The following is a 20,879-nucleotide window of genomic DNA, read 5'->3' as shown; positions in this document are numbered from 1 at the left end:
AAAAAATGCCCCGATCTCTCGACCGGGGCATTCGTTTTAACGCGACTTATATATAGAAGCCCTAGTGCGAAACCGCTCCACTCGCCCCCAACCCGGTCTGCGAACGAACGAACTGCGGGAAGAACAGCGCCCGCTCGTTCACGCCCTCGGCCGATTTATCGGTGATCGAGAAGAACCAGATCCCGACAAAGGCAATGGCCATGGAGAACAGCGCCGGGTATTCATACGGGAAGATCGCCTTCTCGTGACCCAGGATCTGCACCCAAATGGTTGGCCCCAACACCATCAAGCCAACAGCACTGACCAGACCCAACCAGCCGCCGACCATCGCACCACGAGTCGTCAGCTTCTTCCAGTACATGGAAAGCAGCAGCACCGGGAAGTTGCAGCTCGCCGCGATGGAGAACGCCAGGCCCACCATGAACGCGATGTTCTGTTTCTCGAACAGAATGCCCAGACCGATCGCCAGCACCGCCAGAGCGATGGTGGTGATTTTCGAGACACGGATCTCGTCCTTCTCGTTGGCCTTGCCCTTCTTGATCACACTGGCATACAGGTCGTGAGACACCGCCGAGGCACCGGCCAGGGTCAGACCAGCGACTACCGCCAGGATGGTCGCGAACGCTACCGCCGAGATGAAGCCCAGGAAGATACTGCCCCCGACCGCGTTGGCCAGGTGCACCGCCGCCATGTTATTGCCGCCCAACAGCGCGCCGGCCGCATCTTTGAAGACCGGGTTGGTGCTGACCAGCAGGATCGCGCCGAAGCCGATGATGAAGGTCAGGATGTAGAAGTAGCCAATGAAGCCAGTTGCATACAGCACGCTTTTACGTGCTTCTTTAGCGTCGCTCACGGTGAAGAAGCGCATCAGGATGTGTGGCAGGCCAGCGGTACCGAACATCAACGCCAAGCCGAGGGAGAACGCCGAGATCGGATCTTTCACCAGGCCGCCCGGGCTCATGATCGCTTCACCTTTAGGGTGAACCTTGATCGCCTCGGAGAACAGCGCGTTGAAGTCGAAGTTGACGTGTTTCATCACCATCAGCGCCATGAACGAGGCACCGGACAGCAACAGCACCGCCTTGATGATCTGCACCCAAGTGGTCGCCAGCATGCCGCCGAACAGCACGTACATGCACATCAGGATACCGACCAGAATCACCGCAACGTGATAGTCGAGACCGAACAGCAGCTGAATCAGCTTGCCGGCACCAACCATTTGCGCGATCAGGTAGAACGCCACCACCACCAGCGAACCGCACGCCGACAGCGAACGGATCTGGGTCTGCCCCAGGCGATATGACGCAACGTCGGCAAAGGTGTACTTGCCCAGGTTACGCAGGCGCTCGGCGATCAGGAACAGAATGATCGGCCAGCCCACCAGGAAGCCGATCGAGTAGATCAGGCCGTCGTAGCCAGATGTGAACACCAGGGCGGAAATACCCAGGAAGGACGCCGCGGACATGTAGTCACCGGCAATCGCCAAGCCGTTCTGGAAACCTGTGATCTTGCCGCCCGCCGCATAGTAGTCGGCCGCCGAGTTGTTACGCTTGGATGCCCAATAAGTGATGCACAAGGTTGCACCCACGAATGCCACGAACATCAGGATCGCTGAAATGTTGAGTGGTTGTTTCTGTACCGCACCCGTCAGGGCTTCAGCCGCCCAGGCGCCAGGTGCAAAGGCTGCGATGCTCAATAGAGCCATTAGACGCCGGATCATTGCTGAGCCTCCTTGAGAATCGCATTGTTCAAGTCGTCGAATTCGCCGTTGGCGCGTCGCACGTAGATGCCCGTCAGGATAAAGGCCGAAACAATCAGCCCGACACCGATCGGAATGCCCAAGGTAATCGAAGACTCGGGGCTGATTTTCGCGCCCAGAATATGCGGCCCGTAAGCAATCAGAAGGATGAATCCGGAGTACAGCCCAAGCATGATCGCTGAAAGAATCCAGGCGAATCGTTCTCTCTTGCTGACCAGCTCCTTGAAGCGCGAGCTGTTTTGAATCGAGAGGTAAATGCTGTCGTTCATTGTTTTTATCCTCGCAGCACAGATTTAAGTTGGAACGTGATCCACTCTATGCGGCTGCCGGACAGGTTCCAGACGACCTTAGTATTAGAACGACATGACGGTTTCGTTTCCCTGTAGGAGCCCGGCTTGCCGGCGATAGCGTTATTGAGGGTGCCATCGCCGGCAAGCCGGGCTCCTACAGGAATGCAAAAGGCCCCTTGGCATTTATGCCAAGGGGCCTTGATAGGTGCTGACTAGACGCTTCAGGTCAAATCATTTGATCCAGTCGGCAACGCGTTCCGGGTGTTTGGCCACCCAGTCTTTCGCTGCGGCTTCAGGCTTGGCGCCCTCTTGAATCGCCAACATGACCTCGCCGATTTCGTCTTTCGACGCCCACTGGAAGTTCTTCAGGAACTTCGCGACTTCCGGCGCTTTGGCATCCAGGCCTTTGCTGCCGATGCTATTCACGGTTTCAGCCGCGCCATAAACGCCTTTTGGATCTTCCAGGAAGCGCAGTTTCCACTTGGCGAACATCCAGTGCGGCACCCAACCGGTGACGGCAATGGATTCGTTTTTCTTCTCGGCACGGGTCAGCTCGGCAATCATGCCGGCGCCAGAACTGGCCTTGAGGGTGTAGCCGTCCAGGCCATAGTCCTTGATCGCCTGCTCGGACTTGAGCATCACGCCTGAACCGGCATCGATACCGACGATACGATTTTTGAAGCTGTCGTCGGTTTTCAGATCCGCAATAGACTTGGCCTTGACGTACTCAGGCACGATCAAGCCGATTTTCGCATCCTTGAAGTTCGGGCCGTAATCGACGACCTGATCCTTGTTCTTGGTCCAGTATTCACCGTGAGTCACGGGCAGCCACGCCGACAGCATGGCGTCGAGTTTGCCGGTGGCCACGCCCTGCCACATGATCCCCGTGGCAACTGCTTGCAGCTTCACGTCATAACCGAGTTTCTGCCTGATCACTTCTGCGGCCACGTTGGTCGTGGCAACGCTGTCCGACCAGCCGTCGACATAACCGATAGTCACTGCCTTGCCTTCAGCGCTGGCCACCGTAGAACTGATCGCCAGCACCAAAGCGGCACCTGCGCCCAAGAGTCGTCGCATCTTCATCGTTACTTCCCCGAAAGTGCTGCGCTCGACGGATGTCGAGCCGCTCAACGTATTGTTATGGTGCACAGCGCCCCCATCACGCCTCACCGCAAACTCGTTCGAACATCAGCGGAGTACTGACGATTGGATGATCAACCTGACGCTCGCGACGACCTGCTCTGTCAGCGACATCAAGACATCGAGAAACGACATCAGAAGGCCATTAATTGCGACAGTCACAAATGCGTCAGCCAACCCGCTCGAACTTTGCATGTCAAAATCATGCAGGCCACCAAGCACGAGGAAAATACAGGTAACATGCGCGGCTTTGCTCCCAGACGGCCTGACCATGCCCGCGACATCCCGCTTTCCTTTTTTTGCTTATTTATTCGCCTGCCTGCTGGGGATTTTTGCCCTCGGCGGCTTCTGGTATGGACTCGGCAAACCGGTGATCCTGCCGGACGTGGCCAGCGCGACGCACAAGCTGCAATGCGCCTCCTACACCCCGTTCGACAAAGACCAATCGCCGTTCGATGTGCCGTTCAAACTGCGCCCCGAGCGCATGGACGCCGACCTCGCGCTGCTGGCGACCCGGTTCGAATGCATCCGCACTTACTCCATGACCGGCCTCGAGGCGCTGCCCGATCTGGCACGCAAGCACGGCTTGAAGCTGATGATCGGCGCCTGGGTCAACAGCAACCCGGTAGATACCGCCAAGGAAGTCGACCTGCTGATCGCCTCGGCCAATGCCAACGCCGATGTCGTGACCTCGGTGATCGTAGGTAACGAAACCCTGCTGCGCAAGGAAGTCACCGGCGCACAGTTGGCGACGCTGATTAACAAGGTCAAAAGTCAGGTCAAACAACCGGTGACCTACGCCGACGTCTGGGAATTCTGGCTCAAGCACCCCGAAATTGCTCCGGCTGTGGACTTCCTGACCATCCATTTGCTGCCGTACTGGGAAGACGATCCGTCGAACATCGACGCTGCACTGCAGCATGTGGCCGAAGTGCGTCAGGTGTTCGGCAACAAATTTGCGCCCAAAGACGTGATGATTGGCGAAACCGGCTGGCCGAGCGAAGGCCGTCAGCGCGAAACCGCCCTGCCGAGCCGGGTCAATGAAGCCAAGTTCATTCGCAGCTTTGTGATCATGGCCGAGCAGCAAGGCTGGCATTACAACCTGATCGAGGCTTTCGACCAGCCCTGGAAACGCGCCAGCGAAGGTGCGGTCGGAGGTTATTGGGGACTGTTCGACGCCGATCGCCAAGATAAGGGCGTACTCGCCGGACCAGTCTCGAACGTACCGTACTGGTCGCAATGGCTGGCGGTGGGTGGCTTGATCTTCATCGGCACGCTGATTCTCGGCGGTCGCGTTCGCAGTACCCGCGCGGCGTTGGTGCTGCCACTGCTCGGTGCGTTGGCAGCCTGTTCGATTGGCGCCTGGGGCGATCTGGCTCGTGTCACCACGCGATTTGCCAGTGAATGGTTGTGGGTGGCGTTGCTGTCGGGGTTGAATCTATTGGTGCTGACCCATGCTGCACTGACCTTGAGCACTCGCACTGGTTGGCGTGAACAGGCATTCAACGCCTTTGAGCGCCGGGCTGGATGGCTGGTCGCGGTGACCGGTTTTGCCGCGGCCGTGACGATGCTGGAACTGGTGTTCGATCCGCGTTATCGCAGTTTCCCGAGTGTCGCGTTCATCGTGCCGGCGCTGGTGTATCTGTGCCGCCCGGTGAGCGTGCCGCGCCGGGAGATTGCCCTGCTGACCTTCATCATCGGCGCCGGCATTGCGCCGCAGCTGTATCAAGAAGGCTTGCAGAACCAGCAGGCTTGGGGGTGGGCGCTGGTGAGTGGGTTGATGGTGGTGGCGTTGTGGCGGTGTTTGCGGGTTCGCAAGGGCTGAAACCGGCACCGGATTGTCCGAAGGAAAATCAGGATGTCCTTCGGACAGTTTGCGCTAGCTGACCAATGCGCTTGAGTTCCTCCGCCCCAAACCCCGTGGCACCCTGCCATTTTTTAACGGCCTCGTTCATTCGAACTCGTGCATGTTGAAGCGCCTGATTATCCGCATAAACCCTTTTCAGGGTTGCATCTGCCAAAGCCGAGTTCTCAAGTAACTGATTGAAATCCTGGGTTGGGCCATTTTCCAGTTTGCGTGGTCCCACAAAATTTTCAATCGCAGATTTCTGAGCCGAGACATGGTTTTTGGTCGCGGTAAAAGGTGGATGATCCGTCATATGACTGCGAATTTTGTTGTATTCATCAATGCGAGCAAGTCTTTCAGTATTGGTAGTCTGAATTAGCTCATCAGCCTTGGCAGCTCGATAGGACGGGCGCAGCTTGCTAAAAGCATTGACGGTCTCGCCTATCCACCTGCGCGCGGTTGAGTCCACGATACTGTAGACACGTTGCGCCAACACCCGTGGAGTCACCCCCGAGATAAGTACTACGGCAAAATGATGTCCCGTCGGGTCCACCCGATTGACCGGATCCCCCGCGCAATACGCATACGCATTCAACCCCCCCTTCCCAAACGGACTCAAACTGTCCGGACTGTTGAACCGCATTAACACGGGATTGAATGCGCGATACCCATTCCCGAGCAAATAATACCCAGTCACTGGATCTCGTCGTTCCCCATTGAAACCCAGGAGCCCAGGAGACTGGTCAAGCCACTTTCAGGAGAGCGGTGACCATAGGGACAATAGACCGGTTGCTGATGCTCACTCGCAGTAACGAAATGCAGGACCGAACGCTGCCGATCAGTCGCCAACAAAGCCGAGTCGACCCGGCCCGCTTGAAGTTGCTGTTGAGCCAGCAGATGTGCCTCATGTTCAAATATCGAGTGTTGTACCTGCCCCTGTATTTCAGTCGCCAACCGGTTTTTTCGGTAAAAACGCTGAATGCTCTGCTGACTCAACGGCGCACAACTCACAACCCGATCCAACGGGTCGTACTGATAGCGGCACAGCACCGTTTCTCGCTGCCCCGTCATGGCGTTGCTCCGTTTCTCATCCAGGGGTTTGGATGACTAGATTCGGAGTTAACGGGGCGACTGTCTACTATCAGAACTGTTAGGTTGGAAGGGAGACACTGTGAATCTTTAGCGCGGCTACTGTCCTCTTCGCGGGCAAGCCTCGCTCCTACAGTGTTGTTCATAAATAATGTAACCGACACAATTCTGTAGGAGCGAGGCTTGCCCGCGAAGACTGACTATCAGGCGCTACGGGACGCCCGGACCAGACGCAATGCAGCAATCACCACCGCAAACACCGCCAACGTGGTGTTGTACAACGCCAGCGCTGGCAACCCGAACACCAGCGCCAGCACCGCCAGCCACCACCCCGCTCGCCCAGGCAGCACAAAACCGAGCGCGGCGGCGGCCACGGCGGCCCAGCCCAGCACTTTGAAATGAATCATAAAGCCCAGGTTCGAACGAATCTGGCATTCCCAGCGACTGGCCTCGTCTACGCAAATGCCGACCCATTGCGCATCCTCCATGAAGCCATAACGTGCGCCATAACTGGCGGCCAGCCACATTGGCAGAAGAACGAGCAACAGGATCACAGGCAGACGGCGGGACATGAAGCACTCCAATAAACGAAATCGGCGGCCAGCTTAATCCCCCGACAGCCTTACGCAAGCGCTAACAACAGTTAACTGGTCAGACAATCACTGCAAAGTGTATCGTCCCGCTACCGTTGCTCCGAAATCAGGTTTGTCTGGTGCCGATCATGGCACTTTGGCGCGAATCCTGTGGTCATAGCCTGCGAACTTCATTCGGCACCTTCCTCTAAGGGATCTAGTCATGCTCCGTTCCTTGCGCTTCGCCGCCCTGTTTGGCGGCTTGATTTTAAGTGCGTCCGCACTGGCGGCCGACATTGATGCCGCCAGTTACGGCTACCCCCTGACCAACCCGTTCGAGGCGACCATCGCCACGACACCGCCGGAGTTACGCCCGGAATTGCCGCTGGACGACGACATCAATCAGTCGGACCGCAGCGTCACGTTGCGTCCCGAGCGCGAGTTCAGCCTGCCGGACAATTTCTGGCCGGTAAAGAAACTCACCTACCGCATCGCCACGCAAGATCAAGCCGCACCGTTGATCTTCCTGATCTCCGGCACCGGTGCACGCTATGACAGCACCCTCAACGAGTACCTGAAAAAGCTCTATTACAAGGCTGGCTATCACGTGGTGCAGCTGTCGTCGCCGACCAGCTTCGACTTCATGACCGCCGCCTCACGCTTCGCCACCCCCGGCGTGACCAAGGAAGATGCCGAAGACATGTACCGGGTGATGCAGGCCGTGCGGGCGCAAAACCCGAAACTGCCGGTCACCGACTATTTCCTGACCGGTTACAGCCTCGGCGCCCTGGATGCGGCATTTGTGGCGCACCTGGATGAAACCCGTCGCAGCTTCAATTTCAAGAAAGTCTTGTTGCTCAACCCTCCCGTCAATCTCTACACCTCGGTCACCAATCTGGACAAGCTTGTCCAGACAGAGGTGAAGGGTATCAACAACACCACCACTTTCTATGAGTTGGTGCTGGACAAACTGACCCGTTATTTCCAGCAGAAAGGCTATATCGACCTCAACGATGCCCTGCTCTACGACTTCCAGCAGTCCAAGCAGCACTTGAGCAACGAGCAGATGGCCATGCTGATTGGCACTTCGTTCCGTTTCTCGGCGGCCGACATTGCCTTCACCTCGGACCTGATCAATCGTCGCGGCCTGATCACGCCACCGAAATACCCGATCACCGAAGGCACTACCCTCACGCCGTTCCTCAAACGTGCGCTGCAATGCGACTTCGATTGTTATCTCACCGAACAGGTCATCCCGATGTGGCGTGCCCGCACCGACGGCGGCAGCCTGTTGCAACTGATCGATCAGGTCAGCCTGTATGCGCTCAAGGATTACCTGCACGACAGCCCGAAAATCGCCGTCATGCACAACGCTGACGACGTGATCCTCGGCCCTGGTGACCTGGGGTTTCTGCGCCGGACCTTTGGCGACCGTTTGACTGTTTATCCATTGGGCGGCCATTGCGGCAACCTCAACTATCGCGTCAACAGCGACGCCATGCTGGAGTTTTTCCGTGGCTAAATACCCCCTGCTGATCGCAGCGTTACTCTGTGCAGGCGTAGCCAATGCCGACAACAGCAAAGCCAATGCACCTGTGGTGATCGATTCCGACGGTTTCAAAGAACCGCTGAGCAAACTCAAATTCAATCCGGGGCTGGATCAACGCGAGTTCGAACGCTCGACGCTCAACGCGCTGAACGTCTACGACCCGCTGGAAGAGTGGAACCGCCGCGTCTACCACTTCAACTACCGTTTCGACCAATGGGTATTCCTGCCGGTGGTCAACGGCTATCGCTACATCACCCCAAGTTTCCTGCGCTCCGGCGTCAGCAACTTCTTCAACAACGTCGGCGATGTGCCGAACCTGATGAACAGCCTGCTGCAATTCAAGGGTCAGCGTTCGATGGAAACCACCGCGCGCTTGCTGCTCAACACCACCATCGGTGTCGCTGGCCTGTGGGACCCGGCCACCGCCATGGGGCTGCCGCGTCAGAGCGAAGACTTCGGCCAGACGCTAGGCTTCTACGGCGTACCGGGCGGCGCCTACTTCGTGTTGCCGATCCTCGGCCCGTCGAACCTGCGTGACACCGCGGGCCTGGTGGTCGATTACACGGCCGAATCGGCGATCAACTTCCTGAACGTTTCCGAAGTCAGCTCCAACCACCCGGAAGTCCTGGCACTGCGCATCATCGACAAGCGCTATCAGACCAGCTTCCGCTACGGCCAATTGAACACGCCGTTCGAATACGAGAAAGTGCGTTACGTGTACACCGAGTCGCGCAAGCTGCAGGTTGCCGAGTAATTGCGTAGGTAACAAAAAAGGCCATTCGATTTGCGTCGAATGGCCTTTTTCATGCGCGTATCTCAAACACCACCAACCTACTGTGGGAGCGGGCTTGCTCGCGAAGAGGCTATCACATCCAATATCAATGTTGACTGACACACCGCTTTCGCGGGCAAGCCTCGCTCCTACAGGTTCAAGCCTTTACCGTTTTCCAAACCTTGCCGACAGCCATCACCCCAACCAACACCGCCGCACCCGCCACAATCCCGGCCACCGCATTCAGCAACGTCGGCACGATAAACCCGCCACCGCCAGCACTTGCACTGACACTTTCGATCCAGTGATGAACCACCGGCACGCCATGGGTCAGAATCCCGCCGCCGACCAAAAACATCGCCGCCGTGCCGATCACCGACAGGCTTTTCATCATGTAAGGTGCTGCACGCAGAATCCCGCCGCCGATGCTTTTGGCTATCTGGCCGGGCTTCTGAGTCAGCCACAGACCGAGGTCGTCGAGTTTGACGATGCCGGCCACCAGGCCATAGACGCCGATGGTCATGACGATGGCGATGCCCGAGAGCACGATCACTTGCTGGGTCAGCGAAGCATCAGCCACGGTGCCCAGGGTGATGGCGATGATTTCCGCCGAAAGAATGAAATCGGTGCGGATCGCACCCTTGATCTTGTCCTTCTCGAACGCCACCAGATCAACCGCCGGGTTGGCCACGGCCTCAACCAGTTCTGCGTGTTCGGCCCGATCTTCAGCTTTGCTGTGCAGGAGTTTGTGGGCGAGTTTCTCGAAACCTTCGAAGCACAGGTAGGCGCCACCGACCATCAACAACGGCGTGACCAGCCACGGAATGAACGCACTGATGGCCAACGCCGACGGCACCAGAATCAGCTTGTTGAGAAACGAGCCCTTGGCCACCGCCCATACCACCGGGATTTCCCGCTCGGCACGCACGCCGGAAACCTGCTGGGCGTTGAGCGCCAGATCGTCGCCAAGAACGCCGGCGGTCTTCTTCGCGGCCATTTTGGTCATCAACGCCACATCATCCAGTACGGTGGCGATGTCGTCGATCAGCATCAGCAAACTGCTTCCCGCCATGAATCAGGTTTCCTTCTTGAATGAATGGTACGCAGCATAGCGCGACCCGAGGCCATACGGGGCATTCTTGAGCGCTGCGCGAGGCCGGTGCTACCATGCGCAACCGCCAGAACAGGCAAGGAACTCCTTGGTTTATGAGCACTATCCGCGAGCGCAACAAAGAACTGATCCTGCGTGCCGCCAGTGAAGAATTTGCCGACAAGGGCTTCGCTGCGACCAAAACCAGTGACATCGCGGCCAAGGCCGGGCTGCCCAAGCCCAACGTCTACTACTACTTCAAATCCAAGGAAAATCTCTACCGCGAGGTCCTGGAAAGCATCATCGAGCCGATCCTGCAGGCCTCGACGCCGTTCAACGCCGACGGCGTGCCCAGCGAAGTGCTGAGCGGCTACATTCGCTCGAAAATCCGCATCTCCCGTGACCTGCCCTTCGCCTCCAAGGTATTCGCCAGCGAAATCATGCACGGCGCCCCGCACCTGAGCCCCGACCTGATCGAGCAGCTCAACGGCCAGGCCAGGCACAACATCGACTGCATCCAGACCTGGATCGACCGCGGCCAGATTGCCCCCATCGACCCCAACCACCTGATGTTCAGCATCTGGGCCGCAACTCAGACCTATGCCGATTTCGATTGGCAGATATCCGCGGTTACCGGCAAGGCCAAGCTGGATGAGGCCGATTATGAAGCGGCGGCGCTGACGATTATCCGGTTGGTACTTAAGGGATGTGAACTGGGCTGATAGACCGAGGCGCAGCCTTCGCGAGCAAGCCCGTTCGGCAGTCTATGAAAACTGCCGGTCGGGATTGCATGTTTCCTTCCTCTAAACCTTCGGCAGCGGATTCAACGCCACGGTTGCCCTGGGTTTTCTGAAGAATATCCAGTAGACAATCGTGAGAATCAGCAGAAAAGGCACACCGAATACCAGGGTCATTTTGAAGGCATCGGTGAAGTAGGTGGTGATCATCACCGCGCCCATCAGCACCAGCCCCAACAGCGTGGTGTACGGGAACAGGCGCATGCGGAAGGACAGTTTCCGTTCGCCGTTGCGCTCGTGGTAGCGACGGAAACAGTAGTGGGTCAGGAAGATCATGAACCAGGTGAAGATGGCGCCGAACATGGAGATCGCCATCATCAAGGTGAAAGAGCTTTCCGGGTACACCACGTTGAGCAACGTCGCCAGGGCAATGCCCGAACTCGACAGCAACAGGGCATTCAGCGGGATCCCGGTCTTGCTCAACACTCCCATTGACTTGGGTGCATAACCGCCGCGGGACAGGCTGAACATCATGCGCGTGGTGATGTAGAGCTGACTGTTCATCGCCGACAACGCCGCAATCAGGATCACGAAGTTCATCACGCCGGTTGCGCCAGGAATACCGATAGTCTGCATGACGGTGACGAACGGGCTCTGCGCTTGACCGGCCTGGACCCACGGCACAATCGCCAGCATCAGGGCCAGGGTCAGCAGATAGAACACCACCAGTCGCACGATGGTCGCGCGAAAGGCCTTCTTCACCGCCCGCTCCGGGTCCTGCGCCTCACCGGCGGCCACCGCGATCATTTCCACACTCAGGTAGCTGAAGATCGAAACGATCACCGCGATCCACATCCCTTGCAGGCCATTGGGAAAGAAGCCGCCATGGGCCGTGTAGTTGTGCACGCCGTAATCCGGGTTACCGGAACCGTACACCACATACACTGCGAGGATGATGAAGCCGACAATCGCACCGATCTTGATGGTCGAGAACCAGTACTCGAAGGTGCCGAAGGTCTTCACACTGATGGCGTTGAGCACGATCAGGATGCTCGAGAACGAGACAATCCATATCCATTCCGGCACGTTGGCGAACCAGTACTTCATGTACATCGCCACCGCCGTCACTTCCGTGCCCACCGCCAGCACAATCGCCGCCCAATAGGCATAGCGCACCAGGAACCCGGCCAATGGGCTGACATAGAATTCGGCATAGGCGCCGAATGAACCGGAGGTCGAATGGGCTACGGTCATTTCCGCCAGACAGCCCATCAACAGCAGCGTGATGATCGCGCCAATCGCGTAGCTGAGCAGCACGCTCGGCCCGGCATAACCAATGGCGTAGGCACTGCCCATGAACAGCCCGGTGCCAATCGCACCGCCAATGGCGATCATGCTCATCTGACCCGAGGTGAGCTGGCGTCTAAGGCCCTGCTCACGCTTGGATATGCTTTCAAAACCGGTGTTATCGGTCATTTTTCTGTCCTCTGAATATTGTCTTTCTTGAAGAGAGCAAGTCGTTGGGATTACCGGTGGGGATCAGCCACGCACAGCAGGATATGGATCAGAAAATACTCAGCGGATACTCGATGATCACCCGGACTTCGTTGTTGTCGGTGGTGTCTGCCCGGGCGACCTGGCCGGTGGAACGCACACTGGCCTGACGCACACGTATCGACAGATCCTTGGCCGTACCGGATTGCACGACGTAGCGCGCTTCGATGTCGCGCTCCCAGCGCTTACCGTCATCGCCGTAACGGCCATAGGCGCCGTTCGGTCCACCGTCGTAGTCGCTGTCGTCGATATGGTCACCGCTTACATAGCGCGACATAAAGCTCAGGCCCGGCACGCCGAAAGGCGCCATGTCCAGGTCATAACGCAGCTGCCAGGAACGTTCGTTGGGCGCGTTGAAATCAAGGATCTGAATCGAGTTGGCGAGAAAGATCGAGGTGCCCGGTTGCTGATCGAAACCCAGATAATCGAACGGTTCATCGCCATCGACCTGTTGGTAGGCCAGGGTCAAGCGGTGCGCACCCACCTTGTAAGCGGCGGCCAGCGACCAGGTGGTGTTGTCGATCTTGCCGGCCAGGCTCTGGCCAGAGTCGTTGGTGCGATAGAGGTTAAAGTCCAGATTCAGCGACTGATTGTCGTTCAGGGCATAGCTGTAGTTGGCGTTGGCGTAGTACTGCCGCCAGATATCGGTGAACTGCGAACCGTACAGGCTGACGCTCAATTGATCGCTCAGGGCATAACTGCCGCCCAGATAATCGACGCTGCGGGTCTCGACCCCGGCATACAGCGCCTTGAGGGCGCCATCGTCGTTGGTTGACGCACTGTCATTGCCCGAGGTGAAGTGCCCGGCATCCAGTCGCAGTCCTTTCAACTCGCTGCTAGTCAGCTGGAAACCATTGGCGTAGGTGGTGAACAGTCGCGCCGAGCCGGTGCCGAACACCGGGTTGAGCGGTGTCAGGTTGCCGTATTTAAGTTCGGTGTTCGAGATCCGCGCCTTGAGCGCGCCACCGGCCTCGGAATACTCATCCTCGGCGCGTCCATTGGAATCGACCGGCAATAAGCCGGTGCCGGTACGGCCCCTGCCACTGTCGAGTTTGAGACCCAACTGCGCATAGGCATCGATCCCGAAGCCCACGGTGCCCTGGGTATAGCCGGAACGGTAATCGAGCATGATCCCGTGAGCCCATTCCTCCCGATAGTTCTGACCGCCCGGGTTGTTGAGGTTGTTGCGGTAGAAAAGGAAGTTGCGGTTGGTCAGGGTCAGGCTGCTGTCTTCGACAAAGCCATTGGCGGGTGCGGCATAGGCCACTTGGCCGAGACAACCGGTGATGGCGAGCGGCAAGGCGGGCCAGAGGGACAGTTTCATTCTGCGTGCTCCTTATTATTGTGTTTTCACAGAACTGTTTATTGGAGGCGACCGAAGCCCTGCTGCCGGGAAACCTCAGCAGCAAGACAAGGGCGTCGGATTTATCAGGTGACGCTGTGGCGGATCTGGAACTGCTCCTGCGACCAGGTTTTCTGATCGAGAATCTCGCCGAGGATCTGCACCGCATCCCAGACCTCGGTGAAGCGGGTGTACAGCGGGGTGAAGCCGAAGCGCATGATCCGCGGCTCGCGGTAGTCACCGATGACGCCACGGGCGATCAAAGCCTGGATGACCGCATAGCCTTCGGGATGCTCGAAGCTGACATGGCTGCCACGCCTGGCGTGTTCGCGTGGGGTGATCAGGGTCAGTTCATGAGCGGCGCAGCGCTGCTCGATCAACTGGATGAACAGGTCAGTCAGGGCAAGGGATTTGATGCGCAGGCTGGCCATGTCGGTCTGGGCGAAAATATCCAGACCGCACTCGACCATCGCCAATGAAGTAATGGGCTGGGTGCCGCACAAATAGCGGGCGATTCCGCTGCTCGGCTGGTAATGCGACTCCATGGCGAACTGCCGCGAATGACCGAACCAGCCGGACAGCGGTTGCGCCACCAGATCGCACAGCTCAGGGGAGACCCAGACGAAAGCTTGCGAGCCCGGCCCACCATTGAGGTACTTGTAGGTGCAACCGATGGCGTAGTCGGCGCGCGCCTGATGCAGGTCGACCGGCACCGCCCCGGCGGAATGCGCCAGGTCCCAGATGGCCAGCGCGCCACATTCGTGGGTCAGCGCGGTCAAGGCCTGCATGTCGTGCATGTAGCCGGTCTTGTAGTTGACGTGGGTGAGCATGACCACCGCGGTGTCCTGGTCGATCGCTTGCGGCAACTCTTGCGGGCTGTCGACCAGACGCAGGGTGTAGCCCTGCTGCAGCATGTCCGCCAGACCTTCGGCGATATACAGGTCAGTCGGGAAGTTGCTGGTCTCGGTGACGATTACCCGTCGCGTCGGCGCCCGCGTGGCCTGCACGCGCAGGGCGGCGCTGAGCACCTTGAACAGGTTGATCGAGGTGGTGTCGGTCACCACCACTTCGCCGTCACCGGCGCCAATCAGCCCCGCCAGTCGATTGCCCAGACGTTCAGGCAGGTCGCGCCAGCCGGCGCTGTTCCAACTGCGGATCAGGCCATTGCCCCACTCCTGGGCGATCACTGCCTGAGCACGTGCCAGCGCTGCGACCGGGCGCGCGCCCAGGGAGTTGCCATCGAGATAGATCACGCCTTCGGGGAGCGCAAACTGCTGACGCAGAGGGGCTAGAGCGTCCTGCGCATCAAGCGCCAGACAATCGTTTCTTGTAGTCATTGGGTGTCCTGCTTTCTTGAAAGAAGTGCCGTCCGGGCAAATCGAGATAGTCGGGTGTGAATGTCGTGTTTTCAGGCGTTATTTGCGCCTTAACGGTGAGGAGATAATGAACGAAACTTTAGAGAATTTTCGTGCAAAGTAAGCGGCCATATAGTATTTATCTCGAAGAAAATTCGAATCCAACTCCAAATATCGCGGATTTATTCTAACCATGACTCTCGACTCGACGGACCTGCGGATCCTGCATCTCTTGCAACAGGACGGACGTATCAGCAACCACGAAATGGCAGAGAAGGTCGCACTGTCGCCGTCGGCCTGTTTGCGCCGTTTACGCCTGCTGGAAAGTGAAGGAATCATCACCGGCTATCGCGCGATGCTGAATGCAGAAAAGCTGGGAGTCGAACTGGAAGCCATCGTCCATGTGTCATTGCGACAGGACGTCGAGGACTGGCACGAGACCTTCATCAAGAAGGTCCAGTTGTGGCCGGAAGTGGTCACCGCCTACGTGATTACCGGGGCGAGCAACTATGTGCTGCGGATCCAGGCGCGCAACATCAAACACTTCTCCGACTTCATCGTCAACCAACTGAACCGCACGGCGGGAGTGACTGATATCCGCTCGGAAATCGTGTTGCAGAAAATCAAGGAGCGGGAGACGTTGCTTGATTTGGTGGTGCGTAAGTGAGCGCCAGTTAATGGATATCGATGGTCAGGTGATGAATTGTGGCAAGGGAGCTTGCTTCCGCTGGAGCGCGAAGCGGTCCTGAAACGCTGGACGCCGGGATATTCAGACCCCGCGCATGCGCCGGGCTTCGTTACGCTGCAAGGTCATGCTGGGGGACTCGTCGAACAACTTGCGGTATTCGGCGGAAAAACGTCCGAGATGGGTAAAGCCCCAGCCCATGGCGATCGCGGAAATATTGCGCGCCGAGCCGTGTTCGAGGATTTCCTGGCGCACAGCGTTCAACCGGTACTTTTTCAGATAGACCATCGGCGACAGGGCGAAGTACTTCTTGAACGCCTCGCACAGCTTGAAACGCGAAACCCCGGCCGCGACCTCGATATCCTCCAGGTGCAAGGCTTCGCGAGCATTGTCGTGAATGTATTGTTTGGCCCTGATCAGGTAGTGCGGCAGTTTCACGCCGAGCACGTTGCGCAATTCTTCGGAGTAGTTGTTCGGCTGGGCGAGGATCAAGCCTTTGATCAAAGAGCTTTCGATATCCCGAGTGAAGGCCACCTGTTCGTACAGTTCGTTGCTGCGTTCCAGCTCCGCGATAAAATAACGCGCCATGCGCCACCACGAGGCCGACGCGCCGTCCACCGCATCCATCACCGGCTCGAAACGCAGCGGCGTATCCAGCGGTCGCTGCAGCATGCCTTCCAGCGACTCGCTCATGGCGGCGCGGGTGACCACCACCTGGACTTTGCGACAGTCGCCGGAGATCGCCAGCATCTGGTTCTCATTCGGGGAAATGATCACCCCTTGATCGCGGTTGGATTTCGATAGGGTGCCGTTCTTGCTCAGCTCCTGCTCGCCCACCAGCGGCAAACTCAGGCTGTAGCTGCTGAAGTGTTCGGCGTCTTCGATATCGATGGTGACATCGGTGCCATATGAGAGGGTGCCCAAGGTCGTGGCCATCGACTTGAACACATTGGCGCTGTGATGAAAGCGGATCCGCTCGGGCGACGAAGTCTGGAGGCGGTGCGGCCCGCAGATACCAGACATCCAGTTTCTCGCACCCTCGAGGTCATAGTGATCGATACGAATGTCGCGAAACTGCGGATCAGCGTTGCTACTCATAACGGCGCACCCACGGCAATATTCTTCAGCGCGCTCTGATGGCGCGTATCAGGCTTGAAAAGAGCAAGTTCCACACCACAAAACGGCTGCTTTATCCGTTTAAAAAGCCCCGTCACTCATTGAATGTCGGGGCTGTTGTCAGAGGGAAGGCTATTGAACCACCGGCAAGGCCCGATCCTTGGCCATACGCATCCGGTAAAAGCCGAAGATGATCAACACCCACACCGGTATGGCGAAGACTGAAGCGCGTATCCCTGGAATCATCAGCATGACGCAGATGATCATGGCCATGAAGGCCAGGCACAGGTAATTGCTGTAGGGGAACCAGAACGCCTTGAAGCCCGGCACGATGCCTTGCTGGCCCATGACTTCGCGAAATTTCAGGTGCGTCAGGCTGATCATCGCCCAGTTGATCATCAGCGATGCGACCACCAGTGCAAAGAGCAATTCAAGCGCTTCATGCGGAGCGAGGTAGTTAACCAGCACGGACAGCATGGTAATCAACGCAGATACGCCCAGCGCCAGTAGAGGCACGCCCTGCTTGTTCAGTTTCATCAGCGCCTTGGGCGCGTCGCCCTGTTCGGCCAGGCCATAAAGCATGCGGCTGTTGCAGTAGACGCCACTGTTATAGACAGAGAGCGCCGCGGTGAGCACCACGAAATTGAGGATGTGCGCTGCGGTGTCGCTGCCGATCAAGGAGAAGATCTGCACGAACGGGCTGCCGCCATAGGCATCGCCCGAAGCGCCCAGTGTCTGTAGCAGTTGATCCCACGGATACAGCGACAGCAACACGGTGAGTGCGCCGACGTAGAAGATCAGCACGCGATAAACCACCTGGTTAATCGCCTTGGGAATCACTTTTCCCGGCTCGCTGGCTTCAGCGGCGGTGATGCCGACCAGCTCCAGACCGCCGAAGGAGAACATGATGAACGCCATGGACATCAGCAATCCGGTGGTGCCATTGGGAAAGAAGCCGCCGTGACTCCACAGATTGCTGACCGAGGCCTGCGGGCCGCCCGTTCCGCTGAACAACATGTAGCAGCCCAGGGCAATCATGCCAATGATCGCTACGACCTTGATGATTGCAAACCAGAACTCCATCTCGCCGAAGACTTTGACGTTCATCATATTGATCAAATTGACCAGGACGAAGAACACCGCCGCGCTGACCCAGGAGGGGACTTCCGGCCACCAGAACTGCACGTACTTGCCGACAGCCGTCAACTCGGCCATGCCCACCAGCACATACAGCACCCAGTAGTTCCAGCCGGACAGAAAGCCGGCATAGCCGCCCCAGTACTTGTGGGCAAAATGACTGAAGGAGCCGGCCACCGGTTCCTCGACAATCATCTCGCCCAGCTGGCGCATGATCAGAAAGGCGATGAACCCGGCAATCGCATAGCCGAGGATCATCGACGGCCCGGCCGATTTGAGTACTCCGGCAGAGCCTAGAAACAACCCGGTACCTATCGCTCCGCCCAATGCGATCAGCTGAATATGACGATTTTTCAGCCCTCGCTTGAGCTCGCCTTGCCGCAAGATTTCATCCGCCATCTGGCTACCTTCTAATTGTTATGGTCAGGCCTGGTTTGAATGCGTCAATTTATTCAATTGCCGCGCGGTTTAAGCGTGCAGACATTACGCTCGATAAATTAGAGGGTTGAGCGCACCCGCCACAACTCCGGGAACAGCACGGTATCGAGCATCTTGCGCAGATAACCGACACCTTCTGTGCCGCCGGTCCCTGGTTGAAAGCCGATGATCCGCTCGACCGTGGTCACATGCCGGAAGCGCCATTGACGGAACGAATCCTCAAGGTCGATGAGTTTCTCCGCCAACTGATAGAGATCCCAATAACGCGAAGGGTCGGTGTAGACCTCGCGCCAGGCTGCTTCGACTGACGCATCGTGCGCCGTCGGACTGGTCGGATCGTGCTCGAAACGCTGTGGGTCAATGGTCAAGCCAACGCGGACCATCAAGCGAATCGCCTCGTCATACAGCGACGGTGTGGCGATCGCTTTTTCAAGCGCCTGCAACAGTTCCGGCCGATGCGCATGGGGGCGCAACAGGGTCGCGCTTTTGTTGCCCAGAATGAATTCGATCTCGCGGTACTGGAACGACTGGAAGCCCGATGATTGCCCCAGAAAAGGCCGTATCGCGTGGTACTCGGTAGGTGTCATGGTGGCCAACACCGTCCAGGCATGCACCAGCTGATCAAAAATCCGCGAGACCCGCGCCAACATCTTGAAAGCGGGTGGCAACTCTCCGAGTCGAATGTGTTCACGGGCGGCTTTTAGCTCGTGCAGCATCAGCTTCATCCACAGCTCTGACGTCTGATGCTGGATGATGAACAGCATCTCGTTATGGTCCGGAGATAACGGGTGCTGTGCGCTGAGAATGCGCCCCAGATCCAGGTAGTCGCCGTAGCTCATGGAGTCGGAAAAATTCAGCTCGGCGTTATGCCATTCTTCCGTCTGGTTTGCAGGTGAATAGGGGCATTGGCTCATTGAGTCGGCTCCTCAAGTGACGGTTTATTCAGTGGATTATTCAGTGGACGCAAAACTGCCCTGACCGGACTGGCGTCCAGATGGGCAAAACGCAGCGGCAGCGCGATCAATTCATAGTCCCCTTCCGGGACGTCATCGAGCACGATGCCCTCGAGGATGGCCATGCCATGTCGGGCTACGGCATTGTGCGAATCCATGGTTTTGGATTGCTGAGGATCCAGCGACGGCGTATCGATACCGATCAAGCGCACACCGAGGCTCGCCAGCAGGTCGACGGTTTCTTTGGCGACTGCGGTGAAATCCGGATCCCAGGAACTCAACGGCGCTTGTCGCCAGGTGCGCAGCAGCACCCGTTCAGGCAGGTCTTGCAAGCGACCTTCAAGCTGCTCGGGGTGCACCAGCCGACCGCTGTTCAGGCAATGCAGCACACGGCAAGGCCCCATATAGACATCGAGTGACACCTCGCCAATGGCCGCGCCATCAGCGCTGTAATGCAGCGGCGCGTCGACATGGGCCCCCGTGTGAGGCGACAGGGTGATACGCCCGACATTCACCGGACACTCTGGTCCGAACGTCCAAACGCGCTCTTCCTGAAAAGGTGTGTCACCCGGCCAGGTAGGTGTAGCGGTGCTCAAAGGCGGGCTGATATCCCACCACGACAGTGTTGTTTTCATTGCAAAACTCTCGGCCTGTTCCGAGAGAATGATACGAGTGATACCTGCGAATATTCTTGCGAAAATCTTCGGCAACGCCAAAATGTTTCGCACAAAATTCTAAAAATCTTGAATTTAACGGATGAAAATTTCAACGGGAAAAGCAGGCAGCTAAAAAGCTGTTTTCATCCGCAAGGGCATTGCGCGAATGCATGCCGGCTGCTGCGTTTCTGGAGCCTGGGCGAAAGTGCGCAGGAAAGTAGTTCGCGAATGGCTGCGCGAAATGGCGCAGACTTTTAGCTGGATGAGTCTGGGAGATTGCTTTCGCGAGCAAGCCCGCGAAAGCGGTAAATCAGACGCCGAAGATCAACCAGCCACCCCCGCATCCGCCCTCAACCCCTGCGTCTCGATCGCCCTGATCGCACACTGCTCATCAACATCAGACAAATCCCCGCTGATGCCCACAGCCCCCAACACAGTCCCATCCTGATCTCGAATCAACACGCCGCCCGGTACCGGGACGACGCTGCCCTGCCCCAGGCTATTCAGCGCGGCGAAGAAAGCCGGGCGTTGTTGGGCATCCTGGGCCAGCAGGCGTGAGCCCTTGCCCAGGGCAATCGCACCCCAGGCTTTGCCGATGGCGATCTGCGGGCGCAGCAGGCTGGCGCCGTCTTCGCGTTGCAGCGTTATCAAGTGCCCGCCGGCATCCAGCACGGCGACGGTCAAGGGCGCGGCAGAGATTGCACGGCCTGCGGAGAGGGCCTGATTGGCCAGATTAACTGCGACGTTCAAGGTTAAAGCGCTCATGGTGCCGTCCTCATTTTGTTTTTGGGAAAGCTGT

General features: G+C 57.9%; 19 protein-coding genes and 1 pseudogene. 6 read left to right on the top strand and 14 right to left on the bottom strand.

Annotated elements, in window-relative coordinates; genetic code table 11:
* Positions 1–61 precede the first annotated feature (61 nt).
* The 3 genes from CKW20_RS04370 to CKW20_RS04360 form a co-directional block, all read right to left on the bottom strand.
* Positions 62–1,720 carry a cation acetate symporter gene (locus CKW20_RS04370; protein WP_095051813.1) on the bottom strand — a complete coding sequence of 553 codons (1,659 nt, stop codon included), beginning with the start codon at positions 1,718–1,720 and terminating at the stop codon, positions 62–64.
* Positions 1,717–2,028, bottom strand: coding sequence for a DUF485 domain-containing protein (locus CKW20_RS04365; RefSeq protein WP_030131730.1), 312 nt, complete (start codon positions 2,026–2,028; stop codon positions 1,717–1,719). The genes CKW20_RS04370 and CKW20_RS04365 overlap by 4 nt, the downstream gene beginning before the upstream one ends.
* A gap of 252 nt (positions 2,029–2,280) precedes the next feature.
* Complete coding sequence (locus CKW20_RS04360) at positions 2,281–3,132, bottom strand: glycine betaine ABC transporter substrate-binding protein (protein ID WP_095051812.1); 852 nt, start codon at positions 3,130–3,132, stop codon at positions 2,281–2,283.
* Positions 3,133–3,460: 328 nt separating this feature from the next.
* Between CKW20_RS04360 and CKW20_RS04350 the strand changes: the two genes are divergently transcribed.
* Positions 3,461–5,014 (top strand): beta (1-6) glucans synthase, encoded by a 1,554-nt coding sequence (locus CKW20_RS04350; RefSeq protein ID WP_256584986.1) that lies wholly within the window; start codon positions 3,461–3,463, stop codon positions 5,012–5,014.
* Between the two features lie 556 nt (positions 5,015–5,570).
* On the opposite strand, the pseudogene CKW20_RS29510 reads toward CKW20_RS04350, so the two are convergent.
* Positions 5,571–5,929, bottom strand: a pseudogene (locus tag CKW20_RS29510) (RHS repeat-associated core domain-containing protein); the annotation flags it as partial.
* Between CKW20_RS29510 and CKW20_RS29505 the strand changes: the two are divergent.
* Entirely contained in the window at positions 5,831–6,142 is a 312-nt protein-coding gene (locus tag CKW20_RS29505; RefSeq protein WP_176466838.1) for a hypothetical protein, read from the top strand. The pseudogene CKW20_RS29510 and the gene CKW20_RS29505 sit on opposite strands and share 99 nt — an antisense overlap.
* A 185-nt stretch (positions 6,143–6,327) precedes the next feature.
* On the opposite strand, the gene CKW20_RS04340 is transcribed toward CKW20_RS29505, so the two are convergent.
* Entirely contained in the window at positions 6,328–6,696 is a 369-nt protein-coding gene (locus CKW20_RS04340; RefSeq protein ID WP_095051811.1) for a hypothetical protein, read from the bottom strand.
* Positions 6,697–6,919: 223 nt separating this feature from the next.
* Here CKW20_RS04340 and CKW20_RS04335 point away from each other — a divergent pair, with 223 nt between their 5' ends.
* Together CKW20_RS04335 and CKW20_RS04330 are read left to right on the top strand one after the other, a co-directional pair.
* The gene (locus CKW20_RS04335; protein WP_095051810.1) at positions 6,920–8,218 is read left to right on the top strand and encodes a serine/threonine protein kinase; all 1,299 of its coding nucleotides are present in this window, start codon (positions 6,920–6,922) and stop codon (positions 8,216–8,218) included.
* Positions 8,211–8,999, top strand: a complete 789-nt coding sequence (locus tag CKW20_RS04330; protein WP_095051809.1) for a VacJ family lipoprotein — start codon at positions 8,211–8,213, stop codon at positions 8,997–8,999. The genes CKW20_RS04335 and CKW20_RS04330 overlap by 8 nt, the downstream gene beginning before the upstream one ends.
* Before the next feature lie 175 nt (positions 9,000–9,174).
* On the opposite strand, the gene CKW20_RS04325 is transcribed toward CKW20_RS04330, so the two are convergent.
* Positions 9,175–10,089 carry a DUF808 domain-containing protein gene (locus CKW20_RS04325; protein WP_095051808.1) on the bottom strand — a complete coding sequence of 305 codons (915 nt, stop codon included), beginning with the start codon at positions 10,087–10,089 and terminating at the stop codon, positions 9,175–9,177.
* 134 nt (positions 10,090–10,223) lie between these two features.
* Between CKW20_RS04325 and CKW20_RS04320 the strand changes: the two genes are divergently transcribed.
* Positions 10,224–10,829, top strand: a complete 606-nt coding sequence (locus CKW20_RS04320) for a TetR/AcrR family transcriptional regulator (RefSeq protein WP_095051807.1) — start codon at positions 10,224–10,226, stop codon at positions 10,827–10,829.
* Positions 10,830–10,910: 81 nt separating this feature from the next.
* Here the strand turns inward: CKW20_RS04320 and CKW20_RS04315 are convergent, their stop codons facing one another.
* From CKW20_RS04315 to kynU, 3 genes are all read right to left on the bottom strand, one after another.
* The gene (locus tag CKW20_RS04315) at positions 10,911–12,320 is read right to left on the bottom strand and encodes an amino acid permease (protein ID WP_095051806.1); all 1,410 of its coding nucleotides are present in this window, start codon (positions 12,318–12,320) and stop codon (positions 10,911–10,913) included.
* An 88-nt stretch (positions 12,321–12,408) separates the two neighbouring features.
* On the bottom strand, positions 12,409–13,722 hold the full coding sequence (locus CKW20_RS04310; RefSeq protein WP_095051805.1) for an OprD family porin: 1,314 nt from the start codon (positions 13,720–13,722) through the stop codon (positions 12,409–12,411).
* Positions 13,723–13,826: 104 nt separating this feature from the next.
* The gene (gene kynU, locus CKW20_RS04305; RefSeq protein ID WP_095051804.1) at positions 13,827–15,077 is read right to left on the bottom strand and encodes a kynureninase; all 1,251 of its coding nucleotides are present in this window, start codon (positions 15,075–15,077) and stop codon (positions 13,827–13,829) included.
* Positions 15,078–15,288: 211 nt separating this feature from the next.
* Here kynU and CKW20_RS04300 point away from each other — a divergent pair, with 211 nt between their 5' ends.
* Entirely contained in the window at positions 15,289–15,762 is a 474-nt protein-coding gene (locus CKW20_RS04300; protein WP_095051803.1) for an Lrp/AsnC family transcriptional regulator, read from the top strand.
* 102 nt (positions 15,763–15,864) lie between these two features.
* Here CKW20_RS04300 and CKW20_RS04295 read toward each other — a convergent pair whose 3' ends face one another.
* From CKW20_RS04295 to CKW20_RS04275, 5 genes are all read right to left on the bottom strand, one after another.
* On the bottom strand, positions 15,865–16,878 hold the full coding sequence (locus tag CKW20_RS04295) for a helix-turn-helix domain-containing protein (protein WP_095051802.1): 1,014 nt from the start codon (positions 16,876–16,878) through the stop codon (positions 15,865–15,867).
* A gap of 150 nt (positions 16,879–17,028) precedes the next feature.
* The gene (locus tag CKW20_RS04290; protein WP_095051801.1) at positions 17,029–18,432 is read right to left on the bottom strand and encodes an amino acid permease; all 1,404 of its coding nucleotides are present in this window, start codon (positions 18,430–18,432) and stop codon (positions 17,029–17,031) included.
* A 98-nt stretch (positions 18,433–18,530) separates the two neighbouring features.
* Positions 18,531–19,385, bottom strand: coding sequence for a tryptophan 2,3-dioxygenase (kynA, locus tag CKW20_RS04285; RefSeq protein ID WP_095051800.1), 855 nt, complete (start codon positions 19,383–19,385; stop codon positions 18,531–18,533).
* Positions 19,382–20,059: an arylformamidase gene (gene kynB, locus CKW20_RS04280; RefSeq protein ID WP_095051799.1), complete on the bottom strand. Its 678-nt coding sequence runs from the start codon at positions 20,057–20,059 to the stop codon at positions 19,382–19,384. Before kynB ends, kynA begins: the two co-directional genes overlap by 4 nt.
* A 345-nt stretch (positions 20,060–20,404) precedes the next feature.
* On the bottom strand, positions 20,405–20,845 hold the full coding sequence (locus tag CKW20_RS04275; RefSeq protein WP_095051798.1) for a heme-binding protein: 441 nt from the start codon (positions 20,843–20,845) through the stop codon (positions 20,405–20,407).
* Positions 20,846–20,879: the final 34 nt, after the last annotated feature.

The sequence above is a fragment of the Pseudomonas sp. Irchel s3b2 genome (assembly GCF_900187445.1).
Taxonomy (GTDB): Bacteria; Pseudomonadota; Gammaproteobacteria; order Pseudomonadales; family Pseudomonadaceae; genus Aquipseudomonas.
Note: the sequence above shows the minus strand (reverse complement) of the source record. Positions and strands in the feature narration are given on the sequence as shown.

Bases quoted from the DNA above. Each gene is read 5' to 3' on its own strand.
- CKW20_RS04365 (WP_030131730.1), bottom strand. From the start codon at position 2,028: ATGAACGACAGCATTTACCTCTCGATTCAAAACAGCTCGCGCTTCAAG.
- CKW20_RS04300 (WP_095051803.1), top strand. From the start codon at position 15,289: ATGACTCTCGACTCGACGGACCTGCGGATCCTGCATCTCTTGCAACAG.
- CKW20_RS29505 (WP_176466838.1), top strand. From the start codon at position 5,831: ATGCTCACTCGCAGTAACGAAATGCAGGACCGAACGCTGCCGATCAGT.
- CKW20_RS04315 (WP_095051806.1), bottom strand. From the start codon at position 12,320: ATGACCGATAACACCGGTTTTGAAAGCATATCCAAGCGTGAGCAGGGC.
- CKW20_RS04295 (WP_095051802.1), bottom strand. From the start codon at position 16,878: ATGAGTAGCAACGCTGATCCGCAGTTTCGCGACATTCGTATCGATCAC.
- CKW20_RS04370 (WP_095051813.1), bottom strand. From the start codon at position 1,720: ATGATCCGGCGTCTAATGGCTCTATTGAGCATCGCAGCCTTTGCACCT.
- CKW20_RS04325 (WP_095051808.1), bottom strand. From the start codon at position 10,089: ATGGCGGGAAGCAGTTTGCTGATGCTGATCGACGACATCGCCACCGTA.
- CKW20_RS04290 (WP_095051801.1), bottom strand. From the start codon at position 18,432: ATGGCGGATGAAATCTTGCGGCAAGGCGAGCTCAAGCGAGGGCTGAAA.
- CKW20_RS04350 (WP_256584986.1), top strand. From the start codon at position 3,461: ATGCCCGCGACATCCCGCTTTCCTTTTTTTGCTTATTTATTCGCCTGC.
- CKW20_RS04360 (WP_095051812.1), bottom strand. From the start codon at position 3,132: ATGAAGATGCGACGACTCTTGGGCGCAGGTGCCGCTTTGGTGCTGGCG.
- kynU (WP_095051804.1), bottom strand. From the start codon at position 15,077: ATGACTACAAGAAACGATTGTCTGGCGCTTGATGCGCAGGACGCTCTA.
- CKW20_RS04320 (WP_095051807.1), top strand. From the start codon at position 10,224: ATGAGCACTATCCGCGAGCGCAACAAAGAACTGATCCTGCGTGCCGCC.
- CKW20_RS04335 (WP_095051810.1), top strand. From the start codon at position 6,920: ATGCTCCGTTCCTTGCGCTTCGCCGCCCTGTTTGGCGGCTTGATTTTA.
- CKW20_RS04340 (WP_095051811.1), bottom strand. From the start codon at position 6,696: ATGTCCCGCCGTCTGCCTGTGATCCTGTTGCTCGTTCTTCTGCCAATG.
- kynA (WP_095051800.1), bottom strand. From the start codon at position 19,385: ATGAGCCAATGCCCCTATTCACCTGCAAACCAGACGGAAGAATGGCAT.
- CKW20_RS04310 (WP_095051805.1), bottom strand. From the start codon at position 13,722: ATGAAACTGTCCCTCTGGCCCGCCTTGCCGCTCGCCATCACCGGTTGT.
- kynB (WP_095051799.1), bottom strand. From the start codon at position 20,059: ATGAAAACAACACTGTCGTGGTGGGATATCAGCCCGCCTTTGAGCACC.
- CKW20_RS04275 (WP_095051798.1), bottom strand. From the start codon at position 20,845: ATGAGCGCTTTAACCTTGAACGTCGCAGTTAATCTGGCCAATCAGGCC.